This window comes from Nocardia sp. CA-119907 (assembly GCF_050955995.1).
Taxonomy (GTDB): Bacteria; Actinomycetota; Actinomycetes; order Mycobacteriales; family Mycobacteriaceae; genus Nocardia.
In genome coordinates, this window is record NZ_CP192091.1 from 7562950 (window position 1) to 7588942 (window position 25993).

General features: G+C 66.1%; 28 protein-coding genes. 10 read left to right on the top strand and 18 right to left on the bottom strand.

The window, feature by feature from the left end; translation table 11 throughout:
- Positions 1-75: 75 nt before the first annotated feature.
- The gene (locus tag ACQP2D_RS33930; RefSeq protein ID WP_433680005.1) at positions 76-696 is read left to right on the top strand and encodes a TetR/AcrR family transcriptional regulator; all 621 of its coding nucleotides are present in this window, start codon (positions 76-78) and stop codon (positions 694-696) included.
- A 120-nt stretch (positions 697-816) separates the two neighbouring features.
- Here the strand turns inward: ACQP2D_RS33930 and ACQP2D_RS33935 are convergent, their stop codons facing one another.
- From ACQP2D_RS33935 to recO, 7 genes are all read right to left on the bottom strand, one after another.
- Entirely contained in the window at positions 817-1422 is a 606-nt protein-coding gene (locus tag ACQP2D_RS33935) for a response regulator (RefSeq protein ID WP_433680006.1), read from the bottom strand.
- Positions 1423-1521: 99 nt separating this feature from the next.
- Complete coding sequence (locus ACQP2D_RS33940) at positions 1522-2760, bottom strand: sensor histidine kinase (protein ID WP_433680007.1); 1239 nt, start codon at positions 2758-2760, stop codon at positions 1522-1524.
- A 433-nt stretch (positions 2761-3193) separates the two neighbouring features.
- Entirely contained in the window at positions 3194-3973 is a 780-nt protein-coding gene (locus ACQP2D_RS33945) for an ABC transporter permease (protein WP_433680008.1), read from the bottom strand.
- A 1-nt stretch (position 3974) separates the two neighbouring features.
- A complete protein-coding gene (locus ACQP2D_RS33950; RefSeq protein ID WP_433680009.1) occupies positions 3975-4937 on the bottom strand; it encodes an ABC transporter ATP-binding protein in 963 nt (320 codons plus the stop codon).
- Between the two features lie 91 nt (positions 4938-5028).
- Positions 5029-5439 carry a hypothetical protein gene (locus tag ACQP2D_RS33955; RefSeq protein WP_433680010.1) on the bottom strand — a complete coding sequence of 137 codons (411 nt, stop codon included), beginning with the start codon at positions 5437-5439 and terminating at the stop codon, positions 5029-5031.
- Positions 5440-5470: 31 nt separating this feature from the next.
- Positions 5471-6295 (bottom strand): isoprenyl transferase, encoded by an 825-nt coding sequence (locus ACQP2D_RS33960; protein ID WP_433680011.1) that lies wholly within the window; start codon positions 6293-6295, stop codon positions 5471-5473.
- Between the two features lie 43 nt (positions 6296-6338).
- Entirely contained in the window at positions 6339-7124 is a 786-nt protein-coding gene (recO, locus tag ACQP2D_RS33965; RefSeq protein ID WP_433680012.1) for a DNA repair protein RecO, read from the bottom strand.
- A 216-nt stretch (positions 7125-7340) separates the two neighbouring features.
- Here recO and ACQP2D_RS33970 point away from each other — a divergent pair, with 216 nt between their 5' ends.
- Genes ACQP2D_RS33970 through ACQP2D_RS33980 form a run of 3 tightly spaced genes read left to right on the top strand, consistent with a single transcriptional unit; the run spans position 7341 to position 10141 of the window.
- Positions 7341-8822, top strand: coding sequence for an AAA family ATPase (locus tag ACQP2D_RS33970; RefSeq protein ID WP_433680013.1), 1482 nt, complete (start codon positions 7341-7343; stop codon positions 8820-8822).
- Positions 8819-9346, top strand: coding sequence for an HIT family protein (locus ACQP2D_RS33975; RefSeq protein ID WP_433680014.1), 528 nt, complete (start codon positions 8819-8821; stop codon positions 9344-9346). The genes ACQP2D_RS33970 and ACQP2D_RS33975 overlap by 4 nt, the downstream gene beginning before the upstream one ends.
- 21 nt (positions 9347-9367) lie before the next feature.
- A complete protein-coding gene (locus tag ACQP2D_RS33980) occupies positions 9368-10141 on the top strand; it encodes a M15 family metallopeptidase (protein WP_433680015.1) in 774 nt (257 codons plus the stop codon).
- Positions 10142-10399: 258 nt separating this feature from the next.
- Here the strand turns inward: ACQP2D_RS33980 and ACQP2D_RS33985 are convergent, their stop codons facing one another.
- Positions 10400-10999 (bottom strand): TetR/AcrR family transcriptional regulator, encoded by a 600-nt coding sequence (locus ACQP2D_RS33985; RefSeq protein WP_433680016.1) that lies wholly within the window; start codon positions 10997-10999, stop codon positions 10400-10402.
- Positions 10986-11852, bottom strand: coding sequence for an alpha/beta fold hydrolase (locus tag ACQP2D_RS33990; protein WP_433680017.1), 867 nt, complete (start codon positions 11850-11852; stop codon positions 10986-10988). The genes ACQP2D_RS33985 and ACQP2D_RS33990 overlap by 14 nt, the downstream gene beginning before the upstream one ends.
- A gap of 163 nt (positions 11853-12015) precedes the next feature.
- Between ACQP2D_RS33990 and ACQP2D_RS33995 the strand changes: the two genes are divergently transcribed.
- Positions 12016-13446: an amidase gene (locus ACQP2D_RS33995; RefSeq protein WP_433680018.1), complete on the top strand. Its 1431-nt coding sequence runs from the start codon at positions 12016-12018 to the stop codon at positions 13444-13446.
- A 111-nt stretch (positions 13447-13557) separates the two neighbouring features.
- Here the strand turns inward: ACQP2D_RS33995 and era are convergent, their stop codons facing one another.
- The 6 genes from era to ACQP2D_RS34025 form a co-directional block, all read right to left on the bottom strand.
- On the bottom strand, positions 13558-14469 hold the full coding sequence (gene era, locus ACQP2D_RS34000; protein ID WP_433680019.1) for a GTPase Era: 912 nt from the start codon (positions 14467-14469) through the stop codon (positions 13558-13560).
- Positions 14462-14821 (bottom strand): cytidine deaminase, encoded by a 360-nt coding sequence (locus ACQP2D_RS34005; RefSeq protein ID WP_433680020.1) that lies wholly within the window; start codon positions 14819-14821, stop codon positions 14462-14464. The genes era and ACQP2D_RS34005 overlap by 8 nt, the downstream gene beginning before the upstream one ends.
- The gene (locus ACQP2D_RS34010; RefSeq protein ID WP_433680021.1) at positions 14814-16166 is read right to left on the bottom strand and encodes a hemolysin family protein; all 1353 of its coding nucleotides are present in this window, start codon (positions 16164-16166) and stop codon (positions 14814-14816) included. Before ACQP2D_RS34010 ends, ACQP2D_RS34005 begins: the two co-directional genes overlap by 8 nt.
- The gene (gene ybeY / locus ACQP2D_RS34015; RefSeq protein WP_433680022.1) at positions 16163-16717 is read right to left on the bottom strand and encodes an rRNA maturation RNase YbeY; all 555 of its coding nucleotides are present in this window, start codon (positions 16715-16717) and stop codon (positions 16163-16165) included. The genes ACQP2D_RS34010 and ybeY overlap by 4 nt, the downstream gene beginning before the upstream one ends.
- A gap of 22 nt (positions 16718-16739) precedes the next feature.
- Positions 16740-17828, bottom strand: a complete 1089-nt coding sequence (locus tag ACQP2D_RS34020) for a PhoH family protein (protein WP_433680023.1) — start codon at positions 17826-17828, stop codon at positions 16740-16742.
- 220 nt (positions 17829-18048) lie between these two features.
- A complete protein-coding gene (locus tag ACQP2D_RS34025; RefSeq protein WP_433680024.1) occupies positions 18049-18966 on the bottom strand; it encodes a LysR family transcriptional regulator in 918 nt (305 codons plus the stop codon).
- An 80-nt stretch (positions 18967-19046) separates the two neighbouring features.
- Here ACQP2D_RS34025 and ACQP2D_RS34030 point away from each other — a divergent pair, with 80 nt between their 5' ends.
- Positions 19047-20309: an MFS transporter gene (locus ACQP2D_RS34030; protein ID WP_433685847.1), complete on the top strand. Its 1263-nt coding sequence runs from the start codon at positions 19047-19049 to the stop codon at positions 20307-20309.
- 189 nt (positions 20310-20498) lie between these two features.
- Positions 20499-21053: a hypothetical protein gene (locus ACQP2D_RS34035; RefSeq protein ID WP_433680025.1), complete on the top strand. Its 555-nt coding sequence runs from the start codon at positions 20499-20501 to the stop codon at positions 21051-21053.
- A gap of 68 nt (positions 21054-21121) precedes the next feature.
- Here ACQP2D_RS34035 and ACQP2D_RS34040 read toward each other — a convergent pair whose 3' ends face one another.
- Positions 21122-21748 (bottom strand): TetR/AcrR family transcriptional regulator, encoded by a 627-nt coding sequence (locus tag ACQP2D_RS34040; protein ID WP_433680026.1) that lies wholly within the window; start codon positions 21746-21748, stop codon positions 21122-21124.
- Between the two features lie 248 nt (positions 21749-21996).
- Here ACQP2D_RS34040 and ACQP2D_RS34045 point away from each other — a divergent pair, with 248 nt between their 5' ends.
- Both ACQP2D_RS34045 and ACQP2D_RS34050 read left to right on the top strand, forming a co-directional pair.
- A complete protein-coding gene (locus ACQP2D_RS34045) occupies positions 21997-22932 on the top strand; it encodes a metal-dependent hydrolase (protein ID WP_433680027.1) in 936 nt (311 codons plus the stop codon).
- On the top strand, positions 22932-24128 hold the full coding sequence (locus tag ACQP2D_RS34050) for a hypothetical protein (protein ID WP_433680028.1): 1197 nt from the start codon (positions 22932-22934) through the stop codon (positions 24126-24128). Before ACQP2D_RS34045 ends, ACQP2D_RS34050 begins: the two co-directional genes overlap by 1 nt.
- Here ACQP2D_RS34050 and ACQP2D_RS34055 read toward each other — a convergent pair.
- Positions 24099-24554, bottom strand: a complete 456-nt coding sequence (locus ACQP2D_RS34055) for a MerR family transcriptional regulator (RefSeq protein ID WP_433680029.1) — start codon at positions 24552-24554, stop codon at positions 24099-24101. The genes ACQP2D_RS34050 and ACQP2D_RS34055 overlap by 30 nt on opposite strands.
- An 80-nt stretch (positions 24555-24634) precedes the next feature.
- Here ACQP2D_RS34055 and ACQP2D_RS34060 point away from each other — a divergent pair, with 80 nt between their 5' ends.
- On the top strand, positions 24635-25249 hold the full coding sequence (locus ACQP2D_RS34060; protein ID WP_433680030.1) for a class I SAM-dependent methyltransferase: 615 nt from the start codon (positions 24635-24637) through the stop codon (positions 25247-25249).
- A 2-nt stretch (positions 25250-25251) separates the two neighbouring features.
- Here ACQP2D_RS34060 and ACQP2D_RS34065 read toward each other — a convergent pair whose 3' ends face one another.
- Complete coding sequence (locus ACQP2D_RS34065; RefSeq protein WP_433680031.1) at positions 25252-25992, bottom strand: 16S rRNA (uracil(1498)-N(3))-methyltransferase; 741 nt, start codon at positions 25990-25992, stop codon at positions 25252-25254.
- Position 25993 lies beyond the last annotated feature (1 nt).

Sequence of the window (25993 nt, forward strand, 5' to 3'; positions counted from 1 at the left end):
TTCTCTTTCGATGTGGATACCGTCGCACTCGCCTTCACGCTTGTCAAGAACGAGCATTCGTTTTATTTTGAGGATATGCCCCGAGTCAGCGATGAACACCTGGAACGCCGCAGACAGCAGATCCTCGACGCGGCACAGCTCTGCTATGCCCGCAAGGGGTTCTACGAGACCTCGATGCAGGACATCTTCGCCGAATCGGGCCTCTCGGCCGGGGCGGTCTACCGGTATTTCAAGAGCAAGGACGACATCACCGCCGCACTGGCCACCGAGGCAACCGTCGAGGTACGCGCCGCGCTGATCAGGGCGATTCGGTCCGATCCGCTGCCGGCCCCGGGTCAGGTCCTCCGAGTCATCGCCGAGCATGTGGTCGAGCACAGCGGTCCGGATGGTCGGATCCGGCTCGCACCACAGGCGTGGGCGCTGGCGCTGGTACACCCGGAGGCGGCCGAATACGTCAAGACCGCCGTGCTCGCGATGCGCGAAAGTTGGTACGAGTACACCGAGCGCATGGTGGAGGTCGGCTGGTTACCCCCGGATACCGACATCCGCGCGGTCGCGACGGCGATCATCGGCCTGGTGCCAGGATTCATGTTGCAGCACTTGATCATCGGCGACCTGGATCCGGAAACCCTCGCTCGTGGCGTAGCAACCCTCATGCCCTACGGCGAGCCCGCCGCCCAGCCGGTCGAAACCTAGGTGTCGCATATCCAGTGACTGCCTCGCATAAGCCACACCCCTTGTGCGAGGTAGTCACTGACTGCGCGGACTGACCGGCCTGCGCGAACGAGTGCGGGCTGCAGGGGGACGTTGACGTGGTCAGAGCCAGCCGAGGCGTTCGGCGGTGCGAGCGGCTTCGGCGCGGGTGCTGGTTCCGGTTTTGCCGATGGCGGACGAAAGGTGGTTGCGGACAGTGCCTTCCGAGAGGTGCAGCTGTTTGGCAATGGCGCCTGCGGTGGCGCCTTCGGCTGCGGCGGCGAGGACCTCGCGTTCGCGGATGGTCAGCGGCGAGGTGCCGACGGTCAGGGTTTCGGTGGCCAGGGCGGGATCGACAACGCGTAGGCCCAGGTGGACTCGGCGCACCGCATCCGCGAGTTCGCGGGCCGGGGTGTCCTTCACGACGAATCCGCTTGCGCCCGCATCGATTGCGCGCCGCAGATAGCCGGGGCGGCCGAAGGTCGTGACCATGAGGATGCGGATATCGGGATGGGCGGCGTGCAGCTGCGCGGCGACCGCGATGCCGTCCATACCCGGCATTTCCACATCCAGCAGCGCCACATCGGGTGTAGTGCGTGCGACCGCGTCCAGGACTTCGTCACCGCGACCGACCTCCGCGACCACCTCGAGGTCGGTCTCCAGGCCGAGGAGTGCGGCGAGCGCGCCGCGGACGAGCGCTTGGTCGTCGGCGAGCAAGAGTCGGATCATGCGGTGTGGCCCTTCGGCGACAGGAACGGGTTGGTGCGTGCGCTTTCGGCCGAATTGCCGCGAGGGCGCGAAAAGTGCACGCTCAGAATCATTTCCGGATCACTCGGGCACCGTGGCACGCACACGAACTCCACCTCCTTCGGGCGATGACAGCGTCAATGTTCCCCCGGCGGCCCGCACCCGTTCGCGCAGGCCCGAAAGCCCCGACCCGGACTCGGGGTCACCGAGCCCGCGACCGTCGTCGACCACTTCGATGCTGGTGCTGGTCACGGTGACCGTGCAATGCCGGGCAGCGCTGTGTCGGATCACATTTGTCACCGCCTCGCGCAGTACCCAGCCGAACAATTCACTATCGCGGATATCGGGCAGTTGCGCGGCATCCGGGAGCGCCGCGTCGATATCGGCGGCCGCCAACGCCGTTCGCGCATTGGCCAATTCACCGCGCAGCGATACTTCGCGCAGACCACCGACTGTGTCGCGCACCCCGGCCAGCGCCTCCCGCGCCAACCGCTCGACATCGGCCATCTCGGCCTTGGCCCGCATCAGATCCACATCGATGAGGCGTTGCGCCAGTTCGGTTTTCACGGTCAGCGAATGGCCGAGGATATCGTGTACGTCGCGCGCGACGCGGTTGCGTTCCTCGACAATCGCGAGTTCGGCCTGCTGCCGTCGGGTCAGCTCGGCCAACCGCTCACCACGCAACCCCAGCTGCCGGGCCGCCCAGATCACGACGGGCACGAACGACACGTAAAACGGCACACCGGACAGGCTCGGCAGCGCCACCGGCACGAGCAGCATCGCGAGCATGACCGCGAAAGCCACGTAGCCCGATTCGCGAGACGGCATGTGGAAAATGGCGATAACGCCGACAAAGATCAACGTCGGCAGTGCGACCGGACCGAGCAGCGCGATCAACGCCGCGGTGCACGTCGTCATGGCCGCGAGCACCGGCCACACCCGCAGGTCGACCGGACGCTCCACCAACGGGTCACTGCGACTGGGCCGCCGGAAAACAATGAAGGATCCGACGATCAACGCCGCATAGACGAGCAGTGCCGCCATCGCCAGACCCGCCGTCGGCTGGTCGCCGTCCACCCAACTCTGGATCACCGGTCCGACCATGTACGACAGCCACGCCACCGACATGAGCCCGCCGAACCACCCGCGCCGCTTCCCGTCCGCGCCCAATCCGCCGTCCCGAACAACCCGGTCCAGCAGCTCCGATGCCGAGCCACCCCGCAGCGAATCGAGCGCGGACTTCAGCCCCATCGTCGCCCCCGGCCCGCCGCCGCGCACCCGAAAACCCCAGTATCGGTCGCGCGCACGATGGCTGATCACGAGCACCGACGCTACCGAACCGGCACGGCTCGGTGTGGCCGAAACTCCTGGCCCCACCCGCACCACATGGCTCGCATGCGCTGCACAGCCGCCCGGCATCCTGCGACCCCCGGGCACGGCATCGTCGCCCCAGCCCACCCGCTCACATCGCATAGCCGACCCGCACCGAACCGCCACACCACAGGCACCCAACACCCCATGGGCCGCCAACACAGCATCTCCGCCCCAACCCACCTGCTCACATCGCATAGCCGACCCGCAGCGAACCGCCACACCACGGGCACCCAACGGCCTATGGTCCGCCGACACGGCATGGTTGAACCAGCCCGCTCGCGTGCATTGTGCGATCGATCCGCGCCAGCGTGCGCCGCACGGTCTCCAGGCACGGCATCGCCGCCCACCCTGGCGGGGCAGGCGGCCGGTGCCGGGTCGTTCAGCGGGCAGTGTCACGACGGAACAGGATGGCCGCGCCGCCGACGAAGATCGTGGCCCAGACGAGGACGTTGAGGATGGCCAGGACGATCGGCGCCGCGCTGGTGTCGCCGAAGGGCATGCGGGCCAGGGTGGCGACGCCATTGGTCGGGAAGATCTTGGAGACCGTCTCGAACCAGCCGTGCAGCGGCATGAACAGACCGCCCGCGAAGGACAGACCCGCGAGGACCGGACCGAGCAGCTGCATGACATTCTCCGAGGGCAGCAGGTAGCCGACGAACAGGCCGAAGGCGGCGAAGACCAGCGAGCAGATCCAGGCGAGCAGGAAGCAGCTCACCCAGGCGGCGGCCGTCAGATGCGCGCCGAAGATCGCGCCGACGACGAAGACCGCGGCGACCGCGGCCAGGCCGAGCGCCATCGCGACGGCGACCTTGGTGGCGATATACGCGACCGGACGCAGTGGGGTGAGTCGCAATTGGCGACTCCAGCCCTGCGCGCGTTCGATCGCGACCATGGCACCGCCGCTCGTGGTAGCCAGCATCGCGCCGTACACCGCCATCGACACCATGACGTAGCCGGTGACGTTGCCCGAGCCGAAAGACTGTGTCCGGTAGTCGGATTGCAGCCCGAAGATGACGAAGAACAGCGGCGGCATGATCAGCGTGAAGATCATGGTGCGCCGGTTGCGCAGCATGCGGCGCAATTCCAGCCGCAGGAAGCCGAGGCTGAAACCGCCGAGTGGGACGCGCGCCGAAACCGCTCGTGGGGCGAGGGTGGTCATATCAGTTGTCTCCCGTGGTGAGCGCCAGGAATGCGGATTCGAGATTGTGCGAGGTGATTTCGAGATCTACTGCGGCGGTCTCGGTCAGCAGATGGCGGGCGATCGCATCGGAGTCCTTGGTGTGCAGGATGATTCGGTCGCCGCGCAGCTCGATATCGTCGACGCCGGGGATCGCCGAGAGCCGGGCGGGATCCGCGCCGGGCAAGGTGGCGCTCACCGCACGACCCGCGGCCAGGTTCTTGATCTCGGCGGCGCTGCCGTCGGCGACCACCCGGCCGGCGCGCACCAGCACGATCCGGTCGGCGTAGGCATCGGCCTCGTCGAGGTAGTGGGTGGCGAACAGTACGGTTCGGCCGCGGTCGGAGTCCTCGCGCATGGCATTCCAGAACTCGCGCCGCCCCTCTACATCCATACCGGTGGTCGGCTCGTCGAGGACGATGAGATCCGGATTCGGCAGCAGGGCCAGCGCGAATCGCAGACGCTGCCGCTGCCCGCCCGAACACTTGCCGACCAGGCGAGCGCCGATATCGGCGATACCCGCGCGGGCCAACACCTCCTCGACCGAGCGCGGCTGCGCGTGCAGCGTGGCCACCAGTTGCACGGTCTCGGCGACGGTCAGATCGGGCAGTAGCCCACCGGATTGCAGGACCGCCGAAATCCGGCCTGCCGCAAGGGCTTCGGCCGGTGTGCCGCCGAAAACGCGCACACTGCCGGAGTCCGGTGCCGCCAGGCCGAGCAGCATATCGATGGTGGTGGTCTTACCCGCGCCATTGGGTCCGAGGAAGGCGACGATCTCCCCCGGCGCGACCACCAGGTCGAGTCCGTCGACGGCGCGCACCTCGCCGCCGCCCGGGAGCCGGAAGCTCTTGTGCAGATCGCGCAGTTCGATCGCGGACGACGCCCGATGCCTGCCCGAGCCCCCTGCCGCGGCGAAGATGGCCGTGGATGTCAGTGCCGATGTCATGACTCAACGGTCACGCAATCGGCCGCCCGGCACCTCGCACGAGTGTCACGAACCTCCCATGACATCTGTCATGGCGTCGACGCCGCGCGGCTCAGGGCAGCAGACCCTGCCTGGCCCTACCCGCGCCGGAGAGCACCAGCAGCAGCATGGTGGCCAGCGCCTGATCGTCCAGGCCCGCGGCCGGGAAGGTGTAGCGCAGGATGACATCGGCCTGGCTGCCCCGACTGATCAGCGTGATCGAGCCGAACTGGATCGCGCCATTGCGCTCGGCGACCCGCTTGTGCAGCTGCGGCTTCAGCGGGCGGTCCCAGGCCAGCACGCAGGTCAGCGTCAGCACATCCAGGCCGGGCGCCAGGGTCACCGCGCGCAGCGAGCACAGTGCGCCCTCGTATTCGAAACCGAGCGAACCCTCGGCGTCGACCCGCACGGCGACGTCGTAGAGCGACAGACAGGCACCCGCCCTGGCCTGTAGCTCCTGTTCGGGGGTCACTGCTGCGTCCATATCGGTGCCGCCGTTCATCTGCTGCCGCCGCTCACTTGGTCCCCCCGAAGCGACGGTCACGCGAAGCGTACTGGAGACAGGCCTCCCACAGGTTGCGCCTGTCGAAATCGGGAAACAGGGTGTCCTGGTAGACGTATTCGGCGTAGGCGGACTGCCAGATGAGGAAGTTCGAACTGCGGAATTCGCCGGAGGGGCGCAGGAACAGATCGACGTCCGGCATATCCGGCTCGTCCAGGAACTTGGCGACCGTCGCCTCGTTCACCTTCTCCGGATCGATCTCGCCCGCCGCCACCCGACGCGCGATTTCCCTTGCGGCATCGGCGATTTCGGCTCGACCGCCGTAGTTGACGCACATGGTGAGGGTCATCACCGTGTTGTCCTTGGTCAGCTCCTGCGCCGTCTCCAGTTCGTTGATGACGCTGCGCCACAGCCGCGGTCGCCGCCCCGCCCAGCGCACCCGCACACCCATCTCGTTCATTTCGTCGCGGCGGCGGCGGATGACATCCCGGTTGAATCCCATGAGGAAGCGCACCTCCTCCGGGCTGCGCCGCCAGTTCTCGGTGGAGAAGGCGTAGGCCGAGAGCCACTTCACCCCGATCTCGATGCACCCCTCGACGGTGTCCATCAAAACCGCCTCGCCGCGCTCGTGGCCCGCGGTGCGCGGCAGCCCGCGCTCCTGCGCCCAGCGCCCATTGCCGTCCATCACCAGCGCCACATGCTTGGGCACCAACTCCGGCGGCAGTTCCGGCGGCGTCGCCCCCGACGGGTGCGGCGACGGCGGACGGATGGCGCGTTCGGCACCCGACCGTGCGCTGGTCGATCTGGTCGGCGCGGCGGAGTCTCGACGGAGGATCACGGCACCTATCCTGCCTGATGGTTGTGGAGAACTTGTGTGCAGGTCAGCCTGCTTGTCCCGCCGTCGAGGACGCCAAAACGGTCGGGCCATCGGTCGGGTGCGACCGCTCGATCAGCGGCAGGGTGCGCAGCTGACGCTCGAGATGCCACTGCAGATGTGCCGCGACCAAGCCGCTGGCCTGTCTGCGGACCTGTTCGGGGACCTGCTCGACGTACTCCCATTCGCCTTTCAGCAGAGCGATCAGCAGATCGAGGACGCCGGGGGCCGGGGTGGCGGAGCCGGGCGGGCGGCAATGCACGCAAACAGCGCCACCGGCGGCGACGTGGAACGCGCGGTGCGGGCCGGGGGTGGCGCAGCGAGCGCATTCGTCCAGCGCGGGGGCCCAACCCGCAAAACCCATGGCGCGCAACAGGTACGCATCGAGGATCAACTCGTGCGGACGTTGTTTGGCGGCGATCGCCCGCAGTGCGCTCGCGGTCAGCGCGTGCAGCCTCGGTGCGGGTGCGCGCTCCTCACCGGCCAGCCGTTCCGCGGTCTCCAGCACCGCGCAGGCCGTGGTGTAGCGCCCGTAGTCGTCGACGATATCGGCGGCGAACGCCTCCATGGTGTGCACCTGGGTGACCGTGTCGAGATTGCGCCCGGGATGCAGCTGCACGTCCACATAGGCGAACGGCTCCAGCCGCGCCCCGAACCGCGACTTCGTCCGCCGCACCCCCTTGGCCACCGCCCGCACCAACCCGTGCTGGCGCGTCAGCAACGTGACAATGCGATCCGCCTCACCCAGCTTGTGCTGGCGAACCACGACCGCCTCATCCCGATACAAACGCACGCCCTCATCCTTTCACGAATGGCCGACGCCCACCGTCAGGCGCGAGCCTGGAATCAAGTCGCACTCGACGCGACGACTGGAGCCGATCCCCGCTGCCGTCCGAGCCCGCGGGGAAACGCGAGCCAGTACAGCACCCACTCAGATAGCGTTCGCGCTAATCAAGGTAAATCGGTTTACTCTAATCAGTAGTAGGTTGACTTACGGCGGAGGTGAGCCATGGACAAGCCGACAGCCATCGTCGGACGCGACCGGCAGTGGCGGGCCACCGAGCGATTCCTCTTCGATGGAGGCATCGAGGGTCCGTTGCGGATCGGTTTGGTTTCCGGTCGACGCCGAACCGGCAAGACGCAATTGCTCGCCGCGGCGTGCAACGAGGTCGGCGGCCTATACACGGTATGCGTCCAGGATGAGGGCGATCGTGCCGCTCGCGCGCGGTTCGCCAGCTCGATTGCCGAGCATGCCGGGCTGTCCGCCTCGGCGCTCGGGCAGCCCGAGCCGTGGGAGCGACTGCTGCGATCCGCGCTGGAAACAGCGGCGCGCACAGCACCTACTGGCCAGCCACCCCTCGTGGTCATCGATGAATTTCCCTACGCAACTGCCAACGCGCCTCAGCTGCCTTCGCTGATCCAGCACCTGTACGACGCATCGCAGAACGGCAAGGGCCCCGGCGGACGACTGATCCTGTGCGGTTCGGCGTTGAGTGTCATGCACGAATTACTTTCCGGCGCAAAGCCACTGCGCGGGCGCGTGATGATGGATTTGCGGCTACCCGCCTTGGACTACCGCGAAGCCGCGCGGCTGTGGGGAATCGCGGATCCGGCGATCGCCCTCCGCGTCCACGCTTGTGTTGGCGGCATCCCCGGCTACCGCTCGCTGATCACCAGCACGCCGGATTCGACCGGAGGATTCGATGAATGGGTCATCGACAACTTGCTGACCACGGATATCGGCGTCTTCACCCACACCGAGGTCGACTACCTGCTGCGCGAAGATCCGCGAATCAGTAGCCGCGCCTTGTATTTCGACATACTCAGCGCCGTCGCGTCGGGTAACACCACACCGAGCAAGATCGGCGCGGCGATCGGCCGCGACGCCAACTCCGTGCGCTACCCGATCGGCGTTCTCGAATCCGCGGGCTACCTCACCAAGAGCCAAGACATGCTGCGGGCACGCAAACCGACGATCACTGTTTCGGACCCGGTCATTCGCTTCGATCGATTGATCACAGCACCTCATCTCGGACAGCTCGAATTCGGTCGCGCCCAACAAGTCTGGCAGGCGGCGGCACCAACCTTCCGCTCCAACATCCTCGGTGCCCACTTCGAGGAACTCGCCCGGGACTGGACACTCCGCTTCGCGCCTGACGAACTCGGCAGCCCGGCTGGATTCGGAGACGTCGGATTCGCCACCGTCCAAGACAATCCGGGCCGCTGCAGGCACGAGATCGACGTGCTCGCGATGGTCGGCCAGCGCGTGACGGTCATCGGAGAGGCCAAGGCGACCCTCGATCGTCGCGGGTTACCCGATCTCGAACGCCTCGTCCGCATCAAGGAACTGCTGACCGACCTCGGCTACGACACCACTGACGTCATACTCGCCTTGTTCTGCACCACCGGCTTCACCGTCGACCTCGAACGCACGGCCACCCGCCGACCCGATGTCCAGCTGATCGATCTCGATCGCCTCTACCAACTATGAACGCATCCAGCAAGGAAGTCCGCGGGCGCGGACATCGAGTGCCGTTCGATGTGGCGGCGTATGTAGAGCGGGTGCGATCCGGGGCCTGCTTCATCTGCGATCTGGTCGCCGGTGCGCCCGGGTCAGAGCATGAGGTTGTGTTCGATGACGATGTGCACATCGCGTTCCTCGGGAGATATCCGACGATGTACGGACATGTTCTAGTGGCGCCGAAGACGCATGTCGAACACGTCGTTCGGGATTTCGAACAGGACGCGTACCTGCGATTGCAGGCGGTGGTTCATCGGGTCGCGCGCGCTGTCGAAGCCGTCGTGCCGTCCGAGCGCACCTATCTCCTCTCGCTCGGCAGCCAGCAGGGGAACGCGCATGTGCACTGGCATGTGCAGCCGCTCACTCCCGGCACGCCGTACGAGCGTCAGCAGTTTCATGCGTTGATGGCGGAGAACGGGGTGATTCCTTGGTCGGGTGCGGAGGCTGCGGAGCTGGGCGAGCGGTTGCGGGCAGAACTCGGTTCGGGGAGGTAGCTCCGCGGTTATGATCTGCGGATGCGCGGAATTCGATTCTGCTCAGTGGTTTTGGCCGTGGTCGCGGCTGCCGGAGTCGTGGGTTGCGGGGGCAAGCGGAGTTCGCCTGCGGCTGACGAGACAGCGTTCGTGTCGGTGACGGAGCTCGACCCGACCATCGTTGTCGATGCGCGGTATTTCGAGGAGCACAACTTCATCGGCAAGCGGATCGACGGGTATGAAGCGCCCAAGTGCCTGTTGACGAAGGAGGCAGCCGCGGCGCTCGCGGAAGTTCAGCGAGAATTGCGGCCGATGGGGCTCGGGCTCGAGACCTACGACTGCTACCGACCACAACGCGCGGTGGACCAATTCGTCAGTTGGGCAAAGGATCTCGGCGATACCAAGATGCGGGCGGAGTTCTATCCGACAGTGGAGAAGGCGAATCTGTTCCGCGACGGGTATATCGCGGAGAAGTCCGGGCACAGTCGCGGCAGCACCTTGGATCTCACGATCGTCGCGCTGCCGGCGGCCGATCAGGAGCAGTACCACAGCGGTGATCCGCTGCGCGCCTGCACGCTGCCCGCCGATCAGCGATTCCGGGATAACAGCCTCGACTTCGGTACCGGCTACGACTGTTTCGATCCACTCGCGCACACGGCCAACCCAGCGCCGAGCGGTACCCAGCGCGCCCTCCGCGAGCTACTGACGAACCTCATGGACGAGCACGGCTTCAAGAACCTCCCCGAGGAATGGTGGCACTTCACCCTGAGGAACGAGCCCTTCCCCAACACCTACTTCAACTTCCCCATCCAATGACATGCCCAACCTCGCACAACTAGTCGTCTCCTCACACAAGTCGCGGAGCCTGTTGCCGAATTGTCGCGGATTTCGGCCGTGATCTAGGTCATGCCGCTATGTCGACGACTGGCGCGTAATAATGCTCCCCCTGAGGCGACTTGATCCTCCGCGCGTGACGTTGATGTGACGGAACAACTGCCCGATGACGCATTCGGCAACAGCCTCCGCAACCGTGACGAGACCGCTAGTTATGCGACACCCTCGCAACCGCACACGTCAGGTTCGCAGAATTCCGCCGATGAGCAGCATCAGCGACTGCTGTGCCTGGGCTCTGGCCGCTTCCTTGTCGGTGGCGTGCGCGACGATCAGACCGGCCTCGGTGACCGCGCTGAAGATCAGCTGGGCCAGTACCGGGATCGGCGCGTCGGCGATCAGCCCCTCATCGCGGGCCCGTTCCAGTTCGGCGATGACCAGTCCCAGCCCGTGGCGCGCCTCGAATTCGCGAAAAGCCTGCCAGCCGAGCACGGCTGGACCGTCGTACAGGGTGATTCGAATCATCTCCGGACGCTGACAGATCTCCAGGAAGACGCCGAGGCCGATGGCCATCGAGGTGAGAATGTCATCGGGATTCACCGCGCCTATGGCATTTTCGATTTCCTTGGTGCTCTCGATCTCGATTTGTTCGAGCACCGCGAGGAACAGACCGCGCTTATCGCCGTAGTGGTGGTGCAGCGCGCCGCGGGTGACTCCCGCCTCGGTGACGAGTTCCTCGGCCGAGGTCGCCGCGAACCCGCGCTCGGCGAACAACCGGCGACCGGCCTGCTCGAGCGCGGCTCGGGTGGCGCGGGAGCGATCCTCCTGACTACGGCGTTGCATGCAGCCGAGTGAACTCCAGGATCGTTTCGGAGAGCAACTCGGGCTGGTCTTCGGAGATGAACGTGTAGGAGTCGTCGATGAATTTCAGGGTGGCATTCGGCAGTTCGGCGGCCAGGCGCTCGGCGAACTTCACCGCAAAGAGCTTGTCCTCGCGCGCCCAGGCGATCAGCACCGGAACCCGCACCGAGGGGAACCGGGTGGCGGCATCGAGCGTATAGCGACGATGCACGCTCTTCAGGAACCGGCGCAGATCCTTGCGGATCGCCGCCGACTTCCGGCTCGGCAGCAGGTAGGAGTCGGCGATCTCGGGCGGGACCGGACGCTTGGTCACCCAACCGAAGGCGATCGGCAGCCGATGCAGTGCACGGATGCGCATCAATTCGGTCAGCGGCCGCAGCGAGCCGGGAACCCGCGCCAGCACGGGCAGCGCCGCGAAAGCAGGCGGGAAGAATGCCTCGTAGGCGTCGCACGAACTGAGCACGACACGGCCGATTCGTTCCGGTCGACGGGTCAGCAACACCTGGGTGATCGCGCCACCGGTGTCATTAGCGACCACCGTGACGTCGGTGAGGTCCAGTCGCTCCAGGAAGTCGGCGATCAGATCGGCGACCCCGGTGGGTGTGAGATCCGCTGCGGGGACCGGGATTTCGTGTGAGCCGAGCGGCAAGTCCGGACTCAGGCAGCGATAGCCCGCCGCCGCGATGGTGGGGACGACCTTGCGCCAAAGGTCGGAGTTGACGAGCAGCCCGTGGACGAAGACGACCGGCGCGCCCTCGCCCGTGTCGTGATACCGGATGCGGCCGCCGGGTAGATCTACCTCGTGCGCGCGGCCGAGTGACGTACTGATTCCCATGGTTCCTCCATGTGTTGGCAGTGCGCATCCACTGTTACATACATACCGTATGTATGTCCATAGTTCGGCCTCCTACCTGGGGTGGAGATTTGCGAGCCGATGTGGACGGTTGACCAGCTCCGCGCTACCGTGCAACGAAAGAACAAAGGAAGACGGAGCTCACATGACGGTGTCCGACCCCTCCCTGCGCCCGGCCGCAACCACCGAACTCGGACTCGCCGACCTCGCCGCGGCACTCGCGCAGGGCACGATCAGCTCCGTGGCCGCGGTCGGCGCCGCGCTGGACCGGATCGAGGCCAGCCAGCCGACCCTGAACGCCTTCCGCGTCGTCCGGCGCGAGCAGGCTCTGGCCGAGGCGGCCGCAGCCGACGAGCGCTTGGCCGCTGGCGAACGACTCCCGCTGCTCGGCGTGCCGATCGCGATCAAGGACGATACCGATATCGCCGGTGCGCCAACGGCATTCGGCTGCGGCGGCGATCTGCCGCCGAAGACCGAAGACGCCGAATCGGTGCGGCGGCTGCGCGCGGCCGGTGCGGTGATCGTCGGCAAGACCAATACCTGTGAACTCGGCCAGCTGCCGTTCACCAGCGGCGCCGCCTTCGGACACACCCGCAATCCCTGGGGCGCCGCACATACTCCCGGCGGTTCGTCCGGCGGTTCCGCGGCCGCCGTCGCGGCCGGATTGGTGCCTGCCGCACTGGGTTCCGATGGCGCGGGCTCGGTGCGCATTCCGACCGCGTGGACCAATCTCGTCGGCATCAAACCGCAGCGCGGCCGCATTTCCACCTGGCCGGAGGCGGAGGCCTTCCAGGGCCTCACCGTGAACGGACCGCTGGCGCGCACCGTCGCCGATGCGGCACTGCTACTGGACACCGCGGCCGGACCGCACGCGGGCGATCTGCACACTCCCGAACCACTCACCGTCTCCGATGCCGTCGGGCGTGATCCTGGGCGACTGCGCATCGCATTGTCGCTGCGAATTCCGTTCACCGCCACCAAGACCGCGCTGCATCCGGAGGTCGAGGTCGCGGTCCAGCACATCGCCGCCACCCTGCGCCGCCTCGGCCATTCGGTAACCGTTGCCGATCTGCACTACGGCATCATGATCGGTGCATCCTTCCTGCCGCGTTCGATGGCTGGCATCCGGGCCAGCTACGACAAAATGCCGGGCGCGCAAGTAGATCCGCGCACGACCGCCAATGTCTGGTTCGGCCGAGCCCTCAGCGGACCGGCACTGTTCGCGGCGCGCCAGGCGGAACCGTTGCTGCACAAGCGAATCGGCGGGTTCTTCCGCGACTACGACCTGGTACTCGCGCCGACCACCGCGACGCCCCCGCCGCGCGCCGAGGAGATCGATGGCATCGGCGTCAACGCCACCAATGACCTCATCACGGCGGCCTGCCCCTACACCTGGCCCTGGAATGTGCTCGGCTGGCCCGCCGTCAATGTCCCCGCGGGCTTCACCGACGCCGGGCTACCGGTCGGCGCACAGCTGATGGGGACCGCGAACTCGGAACCACTACTGGTTTCCGTTGCGGCACAACTGGAATCGGAACTCCGCTGGGATCGTCATCGCCCCGAGCCCTGGTGGTGAGTTTCAGCGTTCGGCCGGGGCCGCAATAAGATATTCGCCGGTTCGACGTCGCGAGTGGCCACCGGCAGCCATCAAACGGGCCGACTTATGGCAGCGGCATGACTTCGAGGGTCAGAACCCCAGTTTGCCGAGCTGTTTCGGGTCGCGCTGCCAGTCCTTGGCAACCTTGACGTGCAGATGCAGGTAGATGCGGACACCGAGGATATGTTCGATTTGCTTGCGCGCGTTGGTGCCGACCTCCTTGAGGCGGGCACCGCCCTTGCCGATGACGATGGCCTTCTGCGACGGACGTTCGACATACAGCAGCGCGTGCACGTCGAGCATGTCTTCGTTCTCTTCGCGTGGCAGCACCTCTTCGATGACCACCGCGAGCGAGTGCGGAAGTTCATCGCGGACACCTTCCAGGGCGGCCTCGCGGATGAGCTCGGCCATGAGGGTTTCCTCGGGCTCGTCGGTGAGCTCGCCGTCGGGGTAGAAGGCCGGGCCCTCTGGCATTTTCGAGGCGATGACGTCGACGAGAACCTCGACCTGCTCCCCCTTGACGGCGGAGACCGGCACCACATCGTGGTCCGGACCGAGCAGCTGCGACAACGCCATCAGCTGTTCGGCGACCTGGTCGCGGCTCACCTTATCGATCTTGGTGACCACACCGAGCAGCGTCGTCTTCGGTGCCATCTGCTTGATCTGCTGCAGGATCCACTTATCGCCGGGACCGATCTTCTCGTCGGCCGGGATACACAGTGCGATCACGTCGACCTCGGAATAGGTATCGCGGACAAGGTCGTTCAGGCGCTGGCCGAGCAGGGTGCGCGGGCGATGCAGGCCGGGGGTATCGACCAGGATGAGCTGGGCGTGGTCGCGGTGCACGATGCCACGGATGGTGTGGCGGGTGGTCTGCGGTCGCGAGGAGGTGATCGCGATCTTCTGGCCGACCAGAGCATTGGTCAGCGTCGACTTGCCGGTATTCGGGCGGCCGACGAAACAGACGAAGCCGGAACGGAATTCGGTGGTGCCCTCAGCCACCCTGCACCTCCGCGCCCTCGGCATCGTCGACGATCTCGAAGACCGCGCCCGAGCGGTCGGTGAAGATGATGCGCGCCTCGGCCGCCACCTCGCGCACCGCGAAGACCCCGGCGTCCGACAACCTGCCCCCGACGACCACGGCCGCCTCGAATCCCTCCGCGCCGCTGGAGATCGCGGCCGCGACGGCGGCCTGCAGTGCGGTCAGCCGCAGCGACTGCAGGGAAACCTCACCGGCGGCGTACGTGCGGCCGTCGGTATCGCGGATGGCCGCGCCCGAACTGCCACCGGTGCGGCCGAGCGCGCCCTTGGCCAGCACCAGTAGCTTGTTGTCCTCGGCATCCAGTTCAGTCATCGCTGCCTCCGTTCTGATCACGATCGTTCGGGATATCCCGTTCTGACCCGTTACTTTTGCGCCTGCCATTGGATTTCTCGGCATGCGACTTCTCCGGCGCCTTGCGCACGACAACGGTGTGCACCCGCACCCGCCCGCGCGCGTCCGCGCCGCCTTCACCGCGCAGTACCAAGCCGTGCGCAACGGCTTTGGAGCCGGGCAGCGGCACCCGGCCCAGTGCGTGTGCGAGCAGTCCGCCGACGGTGTCGACGTCCTCCTCCTCGATCTCCAGGCCGTACAGCTCGGCCAGATCATCGACCGACAGCCGCGCCGAGACCCGGTAGCGGCCCTCGCCGAGATCCTCGATGGGCGGGGTCTCGTCGGTGTCGTACTCGTCGGCGATCTCACCGACGATCTCCTCGAGCACGTCCTCGATGGTCACCAGTCCGGCAATGCCGCCGTATTCGTCGACCAGCAGCGCCATATGGTTTCGTCTGCGTTGCATTTCGTCGAGCAGACTGTCCAGCGGTTTGGAGTCGGGCATGAACACGGCCGGACGCATCGCATCGCGCACCTGCACCTTGCGACCCTTATCCGTATACGGCACAAGGTCTTTCAGGTACACCACGCCGAGAATATCGTCGACGTTCTCCCCGACCACCGGGATGCGGGAGTGCCCACTGCGCACCGCGAGCGACATCGCCTGTGCCGCGGTCTTATCCGCTTCGATCCAGACCATCTCGGTGCGCGGCACCATGACCGCGCGGGCCGGGGTGTCGCCGAGTTCGAAGACGGACTGGATCATCCGGCGTTCGTCATCGGCCACCACACCGCGTTCGCTGGCCATCTCGAACACTTCGCGCAGTTCGATCTCGGAGGCGAAGGGGCCGTTGCGAAATCCCTTACCGGGGGTGATCGCATTGCCGATCAGGATCAGCAGCCTGCTGACCGGACCGAGCACCGTGCCGATGAACTGCAGCGGCAGCGCCGAGGCCAGTGCGATGGAGTAGGCGTGCTGGCGGCCGAGCGTGCGCGGCCCCACCCCGATCACCACATAGTCCACCAGCACCATGACGACGGCGGTGAACAGCAGCGCCCAATCGTCGTCCCAGAGCGGGATCAGCGCCGCCGCCAACAGTACCGTCGCACTGATCTCGCACAGAATACGAAGCAGCACAAGAAGATTCACATACCGCGGCCGGTCGGCCACGATTCTGGTCAGCCGCACCGCACCCGGCCGTTCGGCCCGGACCATATCGTCGAGCCGCGCCGGTGAGATGGTGTTCAGCGCCGAATCGACACCTGCGAATACCCCGCCCACCGGGACGAGCAGCACCGCCAGCAGGATGAGGGTCAGCGAATTCACGCGGGGCCCAGCGCCTCACCCGGTGTGGTGAAGCCCGCCTTCCCCAGCAGCCTGGCATCGCGTTCGGCCAATTCGGCCCGCAACTGCGCCTCGCGCAGGCTCTCGTACCACTCCTCGAGCAGCCGGGCCTGTAGTGCGAACATCTCCTTCTCCTCCTCGGGCTCGGCATGGTCGTAACCGAGGAGGTGCAGCACGCCGTGCACGGTGAGCAGCGCCAGTTCGTGATCGAGCGAATGGCCGGCCTTGCGGGCCTGGGCCGCGGCGAACTCCGGGCACAGCACGATATCGCCGAGCATGGACGGACCCGGTTCGGCGCTGTCGGGGCGACCGCCCGGCTCCAGTTCGTCCATCGGGAACGACATCACATCGGTCGGGCCGGGCAGGTCCATCCAGCGCATGTGCAGATCGGCCATGGTGTCGAGATCGACGAGCACCATCGACAGCTCGGCCGCGGGGTGTACGTCCATCCGGCCGATGACGAATCGCGCGACACTGACCAGGTCTTCTTCGGGTACGTCGATACCCGATTCGTTGGCGATCTCGATGCTCACCGCATCAGCCTATAAGCCGACGTCAGCGCCGATCTCCCCGGCTCGCGGCGCGGCGCTGGGCGCGATTGCCCGGATAGTGCGGCCCGACCTGGGGGACCCGCTCGGCTTCAGCTCGTTCGTAGGCGTCGACAATATCCGAGACCAACCGGTGCCGAACCACATCGCTGCTGGTCAGCAGGGAGAAATGGATATCATCGATGCCGTTGAGGATCTCGCTGGCCACGCGCAGACCCGAACGCGCGCCATTGGGTAGGTCGACCTGGGTGACGTCACCGGTCACCACGATCTTCGAACCGAATCCGAGCCGGGTGAGGAACATCTTCATCTGCTCGGCCGTGGTGTTCTGCGCCTCGTCGAGAATGATGAACGAATCGTTCAGCGTGCGACCGCGCATGTACGCCAGCGGCGCGACCTCGATGACACCGGCCGCCATCAGCTTCGGAATGGCCTCCGGATCCATCATGTCGTGCAGTGCGTCGTAGAGCGGGCGCAGGTACGGGTCGATCTTCTCGTTGAGCGTGCCGGGCAGGAAGCCGAGCCGCTCGCCCGCCTCGACCGCGGGACGGGTGAGGATGATCCGGTTGACCTGCTTGGTCTGCAGCGCCTGCACGGCCTTGGCCATCGCCAGATACGTCTTGCCGGTGCCAGCGGGGCCGATGCCGAACACGATGGTGTGGGCGTCGATCGCGTCGACATAGCGCTTCTGGTTGAGCGTCTTGGGCCGGATGGTCTTGCCGCGCCGGGACAGGATGTCCAGGCTCAGCACCTCGGCCGGGGATTCCGAGGAACCCTCGGTGAGCATCGATACGGTGTGGCGCACCGCCTCCGGAGTTACCACTCGATTGCGACCGGTCAGCGCGACGAGCTGTTCGATCACCCGCTCGGCCAAGGCGACATCGGGCGCCTTACCGGTGAGTGTGACGGAATTGCCGCGGACGTGGATATCCGCATCCAGCAGCTGCTCCAGCTCACGCAGGTTCTGGTCGGCCGAACCGAGGAACGGGAACACGGATTCGGGAGCGAGTTCGATGCTGGAACGCACGGTGCGTGCTGCGGGGCCCGAGCCGTTGTCTGCTCCACCGGGGGTGGAAGCCGAGGTGGGTGAACTCATGCCTGCCGCGGGTGTAGTTGGGTCGCCGATCTCGCCTTGTGTTCGCAAAAGTGGCTATAGCCTGCTTTCCGGTCTCGAATTGCTGCGTCGTTGATGAAAGTTTAACGCGCCCCACTGACAACACGCAGTGAATAAACGGCTACCCCGCCCGTCGCGACCGCGTGCGGATCGCTCGAAACGGCCAGCCGTCCGGCGCCGGCGATTGCCTGCGGATCGCTCGCTATCGCCTTGGCATCTGGATTCCCCCGCGCCGCCGGGCCCAATCCTCGGTGAAGTCACGAAATCGACGCACGGCGTCCGATGGCGGGACGGTCGCCGACCAGATCAGCCCGACATCGCGTACGGCTCCCGCATCGGCGAGCGGGACGGTCACCAGGCCCGACAGTGCGCCCGTGGCCGGAATCGGATCCTCCAGCGGCAGCACCGCGACGCCGAGCCCGGCCGCGACCAGACCCGCGACCGTAACCAGATCGGTCGACTCGAAGGCGATGCGCGGACGGATATTCGCGGCCGCGCACAATTCCTCGAGTATCCGGCGCATACCGAAACCCGTTGGCATCGTGATGAATTCCGCATCGGCGAGATCGGCGATCCGGATATGCCGGCGCGCGGCCAGCCGGTGTTCGGCGGGGACGGCGAGCACCAGCGGCTGGTCCAGCAGTTTGTGCCAGCCCAATCCGGCGGCCGACGGCCGGGGCGACACGATCGCCAAATCCGCTGTGCCATCGACTATCTGATCGATCACGGCGTCGAACGCACCCTGCCAGAGCGTGAACGAGATGCGGGCCGAACCGCGCCGGAAGCCACCGATCAGCTGCGGCACCAGCCAGCGGCCGAAGCTGTGCAGAAATGACAGGCGGACAACACCTTTCGCGGGATCGGTGCGGTCGGCAACGGCCTGGGCGGCGGCGTCGAGTTCGGACTGTGCGCGGCGGGCGTGCTCGTAGTAGATGCGGCCGAAGTCATTGAGTTCGATGCGCTTTCCATGGCGGTCGAACAGTTCGACGCCGAGGCGGCGTTCGAGCCGGGCCAGCATGCGCGAGAGCGTCGGCTGGGCAATGTGCAGCCGGTCGGCGGCCGCGCCGACGCGCTCCAGTTCGGCGAGTGTCGTGAACCACAGCAAGTCGTCACCCAGCACGATCGGACCACTCCTTATGCGTCTGAGGCATTAGATACCAGATTACTATTCATTTCCTTTCTTGAAACCGGCGGCCGATCCTGGACGCAGGAGGTGCCATGACCAGCACGGATACCCGCTCGACCAGCGTTTCGAGCACATCGCACGAACGTCGGATCACCACCGCGCTGTTCGCCGCGGGGTTGACCACCTTCGCCTCGATGTACAGCGCGCAGGCATTGCTGCCCAGCCTGTCGGCGGCCTTCGGCGCCGATCCGGCGCACGCGGCATTGGCGGTCTCCCTGACCACCGGATTTCTGGCCTTGGCGATCATCCCGGCGGGCGCACTGTCCTCGCGGTTCGGACGCACGCCCGTCATGACGGCATCCGCGGTGCTCGCGGCGGCGGTCGGTTTGTTGCTGCCGCTGAGCCCGTCGCTGGACGTGTTGCTCGCGGGCCGGGCCGTACAAGGAGTGGCGCTGGCCGGAGTACCCGCCGTCGCGATGGCCTACCTCGCCGAGGAGGTCGGCAGCGCCGGATTGGGTGCCGCGATGGGGGTATACGTCGCGGGCACCTCGATCGGCGGGCTGGCGGGACGGTTGATTCCGGCCGTCGCCCTCGACCTGACGTCCTGGCGTGTGGCCCAGGCCGCGATCGCGATCACGGCGGCCATCTGCACGATCTGGTTCGTGCGCGGATTGCCGCCCTCGCGCGGATTCGTCGCCCGCCCCGCCGGAATGCGTACCGTGCTCGGCGATCTCGGCACGTCGGTGCGCCACCGCGGACTGCTCGCGCTGTTCGCGCTGGCGTTCGTGCTGATGGGCGGCTTCGTCTCGATCTACAACTTCCTCGGCTACCGGCTGGCCCGGCCGCCCTTCGAATTGCCCGCCGCCGTCGTGGGTTCGGTGTTCCTGCTGTATCTGGCCGGCACGTTCGCCTCGGCCGCCGCCGGACGCACGGCCGATCGCATCGGCAAACACCGGGTACTCGCGACATCGGTCGCGCTGATGGGCGCCGGCGTTCTCGTCACCATCCCGGACCAGCTGATCGCTGTCATTGTGGGGATATCGCTGTGTACCGCAGGGTTTTTCGGCGCCCACGCGGTGGCCAGCGCCTGGGTCGGCTCGATGGCGCCCGGTAACCGTGGTGCCGCATCATCGCTGTACCTGTTCACCTATTACCTCGGTAGCGCGGTCATCGGCAGCGCCGCGGGCATCGCCTACACGCGGGGCGGTTGGGTCGGCCTGGCCGGGTGCGTCGGCGCGCTTGTCGCCGTGGCCGCGGTCCTGGTGTGGTATTTGACGACTCACGCTCGCCACGGAATCGAAGCCGCATCCCGAGTGTGTGCATCGCAGACGGCTTGATGTCCGGCGGTCACCTCCGAATCTCCAGCAATCGGATAGCAAGGCCAACGGATACCGAATCCCGGATTGAATCGCTGGATTCTAGCCATATGCGGCGACCACCAAAGGTGGCCATTTGTTAACTAGAGCAGCCACCTGACCGATCTACTATGTGACCGACATCAGGTTCTCGATCTTTGGGGGTTTCTCATGCTCATCTGGGGCTGGCAGAAGCGTATCTACACGCTCGCCATGATCACCTTGGTCTGCGGCCGCTGCGGCAATCCCGCCGCACATGCGGTGCGCAAACTCGTCACCAAGTTCACGCTCTTCTTCATCCCACTGTTCCCGATCAGCACCAAGCACACTCTGGAATGCACGTGGTGCGGTGCGTCGTCACCTGTCGCCGCACCACAGGTCCAAGATCTCCTCGCCCGTGCCAACGGCGAGCCCATGGGCACCGCCCAGAACCAGCAGCCCGCCCCGGGCGCACCCAACGCCAACCGGCAGCAGCCCGTTCCCGGTGCGCCCAACCCCCAGTGGCAGCAACCTGCCCCCGGCGCGCCCAACGCCCAGTGGCCCCAGCAGCCCGCCCCCGGCGGACCCAACCACTGGCAACAACCCGCTCCCGGCGCGCCCGATAACCAGCAGCAGTTCGCGCCTGGCACACCGAACAACCACTGGCAGCAGCCCGCCCCGGGCGGACCCAACGCCCAGTACCAGCAGCCCGCTCCCGGCACACCCAACAATCACTGGCAGCAGTAGCTACCCGAGCGGCGCACGGTCGCGCGACCGTAGACGAACAGCGTCTTGCAGTGCCGCCGACAGCCGCGTCAGCCCGCGGATCGGCCGTCCGGCTTCGGTTGCGCGATGATCGCGGCCCCCATCCAGCGTCGTAGATATCGACGCAGCTCATCGTCGCTGCGTGGCGGATTGCCCGGAGCGATGAAGAACGACTGCATCGTTCGCAGGATGTATTCGACGAGTTCCTGCAGAGATGCGTCGTCGTACCCGTACCGCTCCCAGTCGACGTCGAAGCGTTTGATCATCGTCATTCCGAAGGTTTGCGCCTCTTCGGAGGTAAGGCTTTCGGGGTGCACATTCGAATATGTGCTGGAGAGCAGAATGCCCAGGTGCGGCGTCCGACGCACCTCGGCAAGGGTGTAGACCACGCCCTCGGTCATGGCTTCGACGGGGTCCTCGATGCCGCTCACCTGCCGTGTCAGCCGGTCCAGAAAGCCGTCGACCGACGCGATCGCCGCTGCCCGCATCAGCGCGTCCGCACTGGGGAAGTATCGGTACACCGTCTGACGGATGACACCGAGCGACTCCGCGACGTCGGCAATGCTGATCTCCGAACCCGTTCGTCCGATCAGCTCGACCGCGGCGGTGACTATTCGACGGGACGCTTCCGCGTCGCTGGTCGGTGGACTCCCGCCCCACCCGCGCCTTCCTGCCACTGCTCGCTTCCTCGGCTCGAAACATGTCCGTCGCGTGCGAAACCGACTGCGGGCCATGCCCGCCGACTGTCCGGATCAGGGGCTCGACGCTACCACAGGGTCGTCCCGGCGCCATTGTCCCAGTTCGGGCCGGTAAATACGATTTAGATCATACACATCAATCGATCTGTGTATGATCAGCCGCATCGAGGCTTCGGCGCGTCCGAACACGGCTACCAGACCAATTCCGAAACACGAGGTATAGCCAAGTGACCGATCTGCAAGTCCGAAAGATGCGATTCGCATTCGCGGACTACGACGTACCGTTCCTGTGGAACGAAACGAATCCGGCCTTCTCGTCCATGGCCAACGCGGTGTCCTTCCTGGCGATCGGCTTCGAGAAGATGATCGTCAATATGATTCGCGAGGCCATGCCGCGGATCACCGATCCCGCGATCGCGGAGGAGGCGGACGCGTTCGTGCGTCAGGAGGGGCAGCACTCGACCGCCCACCGCCAGCACGCCAACGCTCTGATCAGGCGATACCCCGGACTCCAGGAGACACTCAACGAAGTGATCGCGGAATTCGACCGCCTCACCGTGCACACCTCCCTGGAATATCGGCTCGCCTACACCGCCGATCTGGAGGCAACCTTCACCCCGGTGTTCAAACTGATGCTCGATAACGACGCGGCGCTGTTCCAGCCGGGAGATGACCGTGTCGCATCGCTGTTCATCTGGCATTTCGTCGAGGAAGTCGAACATCGAAGTTCCGCGCTGATCATCTTCGATTCCATTGTCGGCAGCGACGTCTACCGGATGCGCATGGCACCGTCGATCTTCCGGCACGTCATGAAGGTCATCCGGGTGGCGTGCGCAGGCTTCAATAAGCATGTGCCGCAGGAGGATCGGCGCATCGATGCACTGGCGATGTTCGCGACGCACCGGGGTAAGCAGAAGCTGCGCAAGTGGTTGCGGCTGCCCGTCGAGGACAACGGTCCGATGTCGCGCGCATTCGATGATCTTCGGCTCGGCGAACAACTCATCGCGCTGGTAGGGATCGTCCGCAGTCAATTGCCCAAGCACAACCCGGATCACGAGAAACTGCCCGCACTCGCCGATGTGTGGTTCGAGCGCTATAACGCGGGTTACGACGTATCGCACTGGTACACCGCCGATACCGTCGCGGCGCCGCAGGGGGACTGATGGCCGATCATTGCGCACCCACCTTCGACCAACTCGCGAAGGCGCTCGGCTTTTCCTGTCAGGAGGCCGGTGGACTCGTCGAAGTGCGAAACCCTGCCGCATTGGAGAACTGGACGCTGCCGGTTCTCGAGTTCACCATCGTCCTCGGCGCGGTACTCGCGCTGATCTACGCGATTGTGCGCTTGCGCCGTCACGGCGATCCCACCAACCTTGTGGTCTGGTTCGGCGCGACGGCCTACCTGTTCATTATCGAACCGCCACTGTACTTTCCCGCGGCCTTCGGTATCGACGCCCACGTCGACACCATGTTCGCGCACAACGTTTTCACCGTGGATTTCCTCTGGGGCCGACTCCCCCTCTATATCGTCGCGATCTACCCACTGATGGCCACATTGGCCTTCGAAATCGTCAGAATGCTGGGCGTTTTCCGTCGATACGGTGTTCTCGTCGGTGCCGTCTGCGTGGGCTTCGTCCACCACGGCTGTTATGAGATCTTCGACCATCTCGGACCGCAGCTGCGCTGGTGGGAATGGTCGACCGAAAACCCGCTCAATCAACCGATGTTCGATTCGGTACCGCTGCCGAGCGTGGTGGTTTTCGCCGCGCTGTGGCCGATGTCGCTGGCGTTCTTCGTCCAGTTGATCGTCGGTCGCCACGTCGATGAGGGTCGCGCCTTCTCCGGGCCACAATTGGTCTGGCGCACTGCCGTTATCGGCATACTCGGGTCTTTGGGGACGGCCGTATTGCCCATCCCGGCAACGCTGTTCGGCGTCGGGAACACCCCGTTGCGAGGATTCCTCTACGCGGCCGAACTGGTCATCGTCACCATCGTCGCGATCCCGATTCTCATTCGCCAATGGCTCCGGCTGCGCCGAAACGACTCGGACACACCGCACTACACGAATGGCTTCGTGCGAATTTACAGCGTGGTGTATCTGTGCGTAATGGCGTTGCTCTGGGTGACCGCACTACCCGATTACTTCGACGCCGTGGACGGTTCGACGAGCAATGGCGATCCCATCGGGAATCTCTGGTACACGCTGGCGTGCTTCACGGTCGCAATCCTGTGCGTGGTCGCCGTTTTCACGGTGCCACACGAAGCATCCGACCCGCTACCAACGGAAGGTCGACGCACCCGAGACGCCGAGGGCGACGGCGGCGAAATTTCAGCCCGAGGCGGGCTCGTCGGATCGTGACCGACCGCCGTGTTCGGCGGCCAGTTGTTCGAAGGTCGTACCTTCGACGAGCCGGTCCAGCCCGCCCATCATCGTCGCGCATTCGCGGGCGGGATGGTCGGCCGGGCAGTGCAGCGCGTGGTTCAGGAACTCCTGCGCGCTGCGCGCCTGCTCGATGACCTGATCCAGTTCGGCGATCCGCGCACGGACGGTCTCGCGCCACTGCGTGCCCGGAGCGTCGAGGACGGCGGCAGCGGTGTCGAGCGGCAGACCCAGGCGGTGCACGATCTTGATGAACGCCAAGCGGCGCAGTTCATCGAGACCGTACATGCGACGGCCCGCCTGCCGCGTTCGCGGGTGCACCAAACCGCGCTCGTCGTAGTACCGCAGCGCCGACTGGCTCAGCCCGAGCCGAGCCGCGGCCGCGCCGATCGGAATCAGTTCCATGCCGCCATTTGACTTCAAGTCGACCTGAAGCGGCAAGGTCGGTGGTACCTACGAGCAGGTTTCACCGGAAGGAACGACCGATGGACATTTCGCCAGCCACCGCCGCCAACCACCATGCCGACCACCCCGGTTTCGCCGGGGCCACCGGACTGTTCTTCGGCCTCGTGATGACGGTCATGGGGCGCGCCAAGGCTCGGTTGGCAGTGGACCTGGCCGCGGTATCGGATGCGGATCAGGTCATCGACATCGGTTGCGGCCCCGGCACCGCGGCCAGGGCGGCCGCCCGCCGCGGCGCGCGCGTGACCGGCGTGGATCCGGCGCCGGTAATGCTGCGCCTCGCGCGGCACTTGACCCGCGACCCCCGCATTACCTGGGCCGAAGGCACTGCCGAGCACATCCCGGCCCAAGACGGTTCCGCGACGGTTGTCTGGTCGATGGCCTCGATACACCACTGGCGCGACGTCGCCGCGGGGGTTGGCGAAGTGCACCGAGTGCTGTTGTCCGGCGGGCGATTTCTCGCGATCGAGCGCCGGGTGCCTCGCGGCGCCACCGGCCTCGCCACCCATGGGTGGACCGAACAGCAAGCCGAATCGTTCGCCGCGTACTGCCGCGCGGGCGGCTTCGACGACATACGCACCGAAAGCCACGGGACCGGACGAGGTGCCGTCTGGGTGGTCAGCGCCGTCCGGCCCTGACCTCACCAACGGGAGGTCAATGCCCCCAGGGCGCCGAGGGCGACGGCGGCCGCGGTCGAGGTGCGCAAAACGGTTGGGCCGAGCGAGGTCACGTCCGCACCCGCGTCGGCGAAGGCGGCGAGTTCCGAATCGTCCAGTCCGCCTTCGGGGCCGACGATCAGCATGATCTCGGTGGCCTTGTCGAAGGGAAGTTCGACGAAGCGGGCGGCGCCGGATTCGTGCAGGGCCACCACGATTCCGCCCGCTGCGACGATCTCGCGGACGGTGTCGAGCAGGTCGCGGGTGTGATGTAGATCGGCCACCTCGGGGATATAGGCACGCCGCGATTGCCGGGCGGCGGAACGGGCGGCGGCACGCCATTTCTCGACGGCCTTGTGCGCCTTGCCTTCCCAGTTCGCGACGCAGCGGTGCGCCTGCCAGGGAACGATGGCGTCGGCACCCGCCTCGGTCATCAGCTCGACCGCCAACTCGGAACGGTCGGACTTCGGCAGTGCCTGCACGACCGTCACCCGCGGCCGCGGCGGGTCGGACAGCACCCGGTTCAGGACCGTCAACTCCAGCCGGTCCTTCTGTGCCGCAACGACTTCTGACTCGGCCAGCAAACCGTTCCCGTCGGACAGCGTGATCGCCTCACCGACCCGGATGCGGCGCACCGTCGCGGCGTGCCGCCCCTCCGGGCCATCGAGGATCGCGATGGCGCCGGGCTCCGGTATGTCGTCGAGGTAGAAGACCGTGGCGGCCAAC

Bases quoted from the DNA above. Each gene is read 5' to 3' on its own strand.
- ACQP2D_RS33930 (WP_433680005.1), top strand. From the start codon at position 76: ATGCCCCGAGTCAGCGATGAACACCTGGAACGCCGCAGACAGCAGATC.
- ACQP2D_RS33935 (WP_433680006.1), bottom strand. From the start codon at position 1,422: ATGATCCGACTCTTGCTCGCCGACGACCAAGCGCTCGTCCGCGGCGCG.
- ACQP2D_RS33945 (WP_433680008.1), bottom strand. From the start codon at position 3,973: ATGACCACCCTCGCCCCACGAGCGGTTTCGGCGCGCGTCCCACTCGGC.
- ACQP2D_RS33950 (WP_433680009.1), bottom strand. From the start codon at position 4,937: ATGACATCGGCACTGACATCCACGGCCATCTTCGCCGCGGCAGGGGGC.
- ACQP2D_RS33955 (WP_433680010.1), bottom strand. From the start codon at position 5,439: ATGGACGCAGCAGTGACCCCCGAACAGGAGCTACAGGCCAGGGCGGGT.
- ACQP2D_RS33970 (WP_433680013.1), top strand. From the start codon at position 7,341: ATGGACAAGCCGACAGCCATCGTCGGACGCGACCGGCAGTGGCGGGCC.
- ACQP2D_RS33975 (WP_433680014.1), top strand. From the start codon at position 8,819: ATGAACGCATCCAGCAAGGAAGTCCGCGGGCGCGGACATCGAGTGCCG.
- ACQP2D_RS33980 (WP_433680015.1), top strand. From the start codon at position 9,368: ATGCGCGGAATTCGATTCTGCTCAGTGGTTTTGGCCGTGGTCGCGGCT.
- ACQP2D_RS33985 (WP_433680016.1), bottom strand. From the start codon at position 10,999: ATGCAACGCCGTAGTCAGGAGGATCGCTCCCGCGCCACCCGAGCCGCG.
- ACQP2D_RS33990 (WP_433680017.1), bottom strand. From the start codon at position 11,852: ATGGGAATCAGTACGTCACTCGGCCGCGCGCACGAGGTAGATCTACCC.
- ACQP2D_RS33995 (WP_433680018.1), top strand. From the start codon at position 12,016: ATGACGGTGTCCGACCCCTCCCTGCGCCCGGCCGCAACCACCGAACTC.
- ACQP2D_RS34005 (WP_433680020.1), bottom strand. From the start codon at position 14,821: ATGACTGAACTGGATGCCGAGGACAACAAGCTACTGGTGCTGGCCAAG.
- ACQP2D_RS34020 (WP_433680023.1), bottom strand. From the start codon at position 17,828: ATGAGTTCACCCACCTCGGCTTCCACCCCCGGTGGAGCAGACAACGGC.
- ACQP2D_RS34035 (WP_433680025.1), top strand. From the start codon at position 20,499: ATGCTCATCTGGGGCTGGCAGAAGCGTATCTACACGCTCGCCATGATC.
- ACQP2D_RS34050 (WP_433680028.1), top strand. From the start codon at position 22,932: ATGGCCGATCATTGCGCACCCACCTTCGACCAACTCGCGAAGGCGCTC.
- ACQP2D_RS34055 (WP_433680029.1), bottom strand. From the start codon at position 24,554: ATGGAACTGATTCCGATCGGCGCGGCCGCGGCTCGGCTCGGGCTGAGC.
- ACQP2D_RS34060 (WP_433680030.1), top strand. From the start codon at position 24,635: ATGGACATTTCGCCAGCCACCGCCGCCAACCACCATGCCGACCACCCC.